Annotated in this window: 4 protein-coding genes; 3 read left to right on the top strand and 1 reads right to left on the bottom strand. The window is 39.5% G+C overall.

Annotated elements, in window-relative coordinates:
* Positions 1–257 precede the first annotated feature (257 nt).
* Positions 258–1313, top strand: coding sequence for an AI-2E family transporter (locus tag AC1DPZ_RS22130; RefSeq protein WP_477407517.1), 1056 nt, complete (start codon positions 258–260; stop codon positions 1311–1313).
* Between the two features lie 70 nt (positions 1314–1383).
* Here the strand turns inward: AC1DPZ_RS22130 and AC1DPZ_RS22135 are convergent, their stop codons facing one another.
* Positions 1384–3120, bottom strand: coding sequence for a phospho-sugar mutase (locus AC1DPZ_RS22135; RefSeq protein WP_477407519.1), 1737 nt, complete (start codon positions 3118–3120; stop codon positions 1384–1386).
* Positions 3121–3433: 313 nt separating this feature from the next.
* Here AC1DPZ_RS22135 and AC1DPZ_RS22140 point away from each other — a divergent pair, with 313 nt between their 5' ends.
* Both AC1DPZ_RS22140 and AC1DPZ_RS22145 read left to right on the top strand, forming a co-directional pair.
* Positions 3434–4189, top strand: coding sequence for a glucose 1-dehydrogenase (locus tag AC1DPZ_RS22140; protein WP_477407521.1), 756 nt, complete (start codon positions 3434–3436; stop codon positions 4187–4189).
* A gap of 86 nt (positions 4190–4275) precedes the next feature.
* Positions 4276–4724, top strand: a 449-nt coding sequence (locus AC1DPZ_RS22145) for a TetR/AcrR family transcriptional regulator (protein ID WP_477407523.1), incomplete at its 3' end; no start/stop codon positions are given.

Below are 4724 nucleotides of genomic sequence, written 5' to 3' on the forward strand. Positions count from 1 at the left end.
GGATCAGTTTGTCCTTACAATTTGAATGTAAGGTTGAATTGGGTATAGCTGTTTTTACCTGCAACGAGTTAAAAAGTAAAATAGAAATAGAAAAGCAAAATTCTTTGGTAAGGGAAGGCTACCAGACGCTGTCTTTATCTGGCTTTCTTTTTTAATAATTAAGCTTTCACATCCTATTAATAGCAATTTAACATTCCCTAAAACTTTTAACTGTATTTATTGTCCCCTATCTGTACCTTTTTTTCATTTGGGACAGTATGACAACCAAAAACAATCGGCCTGAAAATAATACCGCCAAAGAAGAACTTTCCTATATTCAAAAAGTATGGCATACAGTAGCCATTGTTGCACTTTTGGTTGTTGTGATCTTGATTGCACGTGTTGCCTTCAATGTATTGTTGATGGTGCTTGCCGGAATCCTGATCTCTGTTTATTTTCACGGGTTTGGTGACCTGATTCAACGGAAAACAAATTGGAAGCGCCGCATTTGCATGGCAATTTCCATAGGTGGCACCTTCGCAATATTAGCAGTGCTTTTTTGGATCATGGGCACTAAGATCTCAAACCAGGTGGCTATTTTAAGCGATACACTCCCCCATACCATCAGCAACGCTAAAATAAAAATGGCCGAAACATCAATAGGCAAAAAGATCCTGGAATACCTTTCAGATGATAATTCAGATGCATTAATGACTACAGCAAAATCGTTCTTCAATACAAGTTTTGGTGTTTTGGGCAATCTTTATATTATTTTGTTCCTCGCTATATTTTTCACCTCCGATCCTAATTTATATAWAGATGGTTTAATAAAGCTGGTACCAGACAGCAGGAAACCACTTGCTCACCAGGTAATTGATCGCATCAGCTACGCCCTTAAAGGCTGGTTAAAAGGGATGATGTTAGCTATGATACTGGTTTTTATTTTGCTCTCGATAGGTTTAGGTATCATGAGCATCCCGGTAGCTCTTGTTCTGGCCCTGCTTACTGCCCTGCTCAAGCTTATTCCAAACTTTGGTTCATTGGCAGCCATGATCCCCGGAGTGTTACTTGCTTTAACCATAAGTACAAATACAGCAATTATTGTGGCCTTAATTTACATTGTAACGCAAACTGTTGTAAGTAATATTGTAACCCCAATAATTCAGAATAAAATGATTAACCTGCCACCTGCTTTAACCATACTTGCACAGGTACTTATGGGTACATTATCGGGGGTTTTAGGTATTATCCTGGCAGTGCCCTTACTGGCAATTGTTATGATTTTAGTTGATGAGCTATATGTGAAGAAGATGAACGATACTGGCGTTGTATAAAACATTACCCAACAAAAAAATCCCGGACCATTGCCCGGGATCTCTTATATTATCCAAACGTAAATTTTAATTATACGCCCAGGTCCTTCATAATAGAATCAATTTTAGCTTCCAGTTGCTTATCGGTTTCCGCGTAGGCTGCTTTATTAGCCAGTTTACCGTTAACACTGCAATAGAACTTAATCTTAGGTTCGGTACCAGATGGACGGGCAGAAATAATACTCCCATCAGCGGTAATAAACTGCAGAACATCCGATGTTGGCAATTCAATAGCCGATGTGGTATTGGTGTTGAGGTCGGTTTCAATCCTGTTTTCGTAGTCTTTCAAAGTAATAACCTTTGAACCGCCCAACGTAGCCGGAGGATTATCCCTGAACTTTTCCATCATAGCTTTAATCTCTTCGGCGCCGGTTTTACCCTTTTTGGTGATCGATATAAGTTTTTCCTTGTAAAAACCATATTTAACATATGTATCTAACAATGCTTCAAACAGGCTGCTGCCTTTATCTTTATAATAAGCGGTCATTTCGGCAATAAAAGCGCATGATATTATCGCGTCTTTATCCCTTACCAGTTCGCCAATTAAATAACCGTAGCTTTCTTCGCCACCACCAATAAAGGTTTGTTTACCTTCAAACTTAGTCATTAACTCGCCTATGTATTTAAAACCGGTTAAGGTATTATAATAGGTTACGTTTTTGGCTTTGGCTATTTCTTCAATCAGGTTTGAAGTTACGATGGTTTTAACAATGTATTCCTTACCGGTGAGCTTACCTTTTTCTTCCCAGGCGCTTAGCAGGTAATTAATAAGCATACTGCCGGTTTGGTTACCGTTTAGCAGGATGAATTCATTATCGGTATTTTTTACGGCGATACCCACACGGTCGGCATCAGGATCGGTTGCCAGTACCAGGTCGGCATCAACTTCCTGCGCCTTTTTTAGCGCAAGTGTTAAAGCTTCCTTTTCTTCGGGATTTGGATAAATTACTGTAGGGAAGTTTCCATCAGGAGTGATTTGTTCATTAACCAATATCACATTCTCAAAACCAAACCGCTCCAATGCCTGTGGCACCAAAGTAATACCGGTACCGTGGATGGGCGAATAAACAATCTTAAGATCCTTTTGGCGCTGTATAGCTTCTGGTGACACAGAAAGCTTCGTGATCTCGTCTAAATAAAGGTTATCTATCTCCTCGCCTATTTCTTCGATATTGGCATCAACGCGATTAAATTTGATTTCATCAATGCTGGCAATTTTAGCAACCTCGTCCATTACAGCCTTATCATGCGGCGATACAAACTGGCCGCCATCAGCACCATAGGCTTTGTACCCGTTATACTCTTTAGGGTTATGAGAGGCCGTTAACATTACCCCGCTTTTGCAACCAAAATGGCGTACAGCAAAAGAAAGTTCAGGTGTTGGGCGCAGCGCTTTAAAGAAATAAACATGAATATCATTTGCCGAAAAAACTTCAGCAGTTATATTCGAGAACAGATCGGCATTGTTGCGGCTATCGTGGGCTATGGCTACTTTAACTTTTTCGCCCGGATATGTTTTTTTAAGGTAATTGGCTAAGCCCTGCGTAGCAGCGCCAATGGTGTATTTATTGATACGGTTTGAACCCGGTCCCATTGTTCCGCGCAAACCGCCGGTTCCAAACTCCAGGTCGCGGTAAAACGAATCTGTTAACTCGGTATACGCCTTTTGATCAAGCAACGCCTGAATTTCCTGTTTAACATCAGCGTCATAATTTCCCTGAAGCCAGGTATTCACTTTTTGAAGAATAGATGGGTCTAAGTCCTGCATTTTTTAAATAGATTATGGGTAAACATGTAGTGTAACAAATATGATAATAAAATGTGTGTTTAAAAATGAGATCGAAAAATCTATTGCATTTAAAGCACCGGCATTATTTAACCTGGCTAAATGTAAGATTTTCTTCAATTATCTGTCATTATAAAAAATTTCCTTCTTGTTATTTTTTTAATAAATTTCATTCCTGCTGTTTGTAAGTCAAGTGTCATCATCAGAAAAAACAAAGATTTATTTTGGAATGATCGTTTCAGTATTGTTATATTTGATCTGTCAAACAAAAACAACAACATTAAAAAATAAAACAATGAGTAATTTAACAAACAAAGTTGCCGTAGTTACAGGTGGTAATAGCGGTATTGGATATGCAACTGCCAAAGAATTAGCATCAAAAGGTGCCCGCGTGGTTATTACCGGCAGGAACGCCACAACAGTAAGCAAAGCAGCGGCAGAACTTGGTGTAACCGGCATCGTATCCGACCAGGCAAAGTTAAACCAGATTGATAATCTTGTAGCCGAAGTTAAAAACCAGTTTGGTAAAGTGGATATTCTTTTCCTGAATGCCGGCGTAGCCCTTTTTAGCCCGCTTGCATCAGCAACCGAAGAGCACTATGATACCATGATGAATTTAAATGTAAAAGGTGTTTACTTCACTGTTCAAAAATTCCTGCCCATTATTAATGATGGCGGTTCAATTATATTTAACGCATCGGTAAATGCAGCGTTAGGCGCACCGGATAGTAGTGTATACGCAGCAAGCAAAGCAGCCCTCCTGTCATTCACCAAAGTATTTGCCCGCGAGCTTGCTTCCCGCAAAATACGTGTTAATTCTGTATCTCCGGGCCCGGTTGAAACCCCGCTATATGGTAAACTTGGTTTAACTGAAGAAGAAGTTAATGGATTTGGTACAGTGTTGAGCCAAAGGGTACTATTAAACCGTTTTGGTAAATCAGAAGAAATAGCCAACGCAGTAAGATTCTTAGCCTCAGACGATGCATCATTTATTACCGGTACCGAGCTTACAGTTGATGGCGGTTTAACCGTAAATGCTATTATATATTAATCAGGCAGCTTAATAAAGCTTTAGTTTTTTACACCTATTTGGAACGATTGTTTCAAATAGGTAATTTTGCATAGGAGGAATTTATTATGGCCAGGAAAAAAGAATTTGATGAAGATAAGTTGCTCGATAAAGCGGTTAATTTATTTTGGGATAAAGGCTATCATGCCACATCCGCGCAGGATCTGGTAGATGGGTTGGGCATAAACCGTTCAAGCCTTTACAATACCTATACCGATAAAAAAACGCTTTTTACAAAATCATTAAGGCAATATCAGTCAAAAAATACAAATGCGGTGCTTTCAATGCTGAAAAATGCCGGTAATGCCGGAGAAGCAATAACACAGCTTCTGTATGCTGTTATTAAGGAAAGCGAAGAAGACACGCTTGCAAAAGGCTGCTTTATGGTGAATACTGCTGTTGAGTTATCCAGCCACGATAAAGAAATTGGTGATTTGGTGAATAAGAATAACCTGAGCGTGGAAGATGCCCTGGCCCAAATAATAGAAACAGGCCAGCACGATGGACAATTTAAAAC

The sequence above is a fragment of the Mucilaginibacter sp. P4_G9 genome (genome assembly GCF_056400985.1).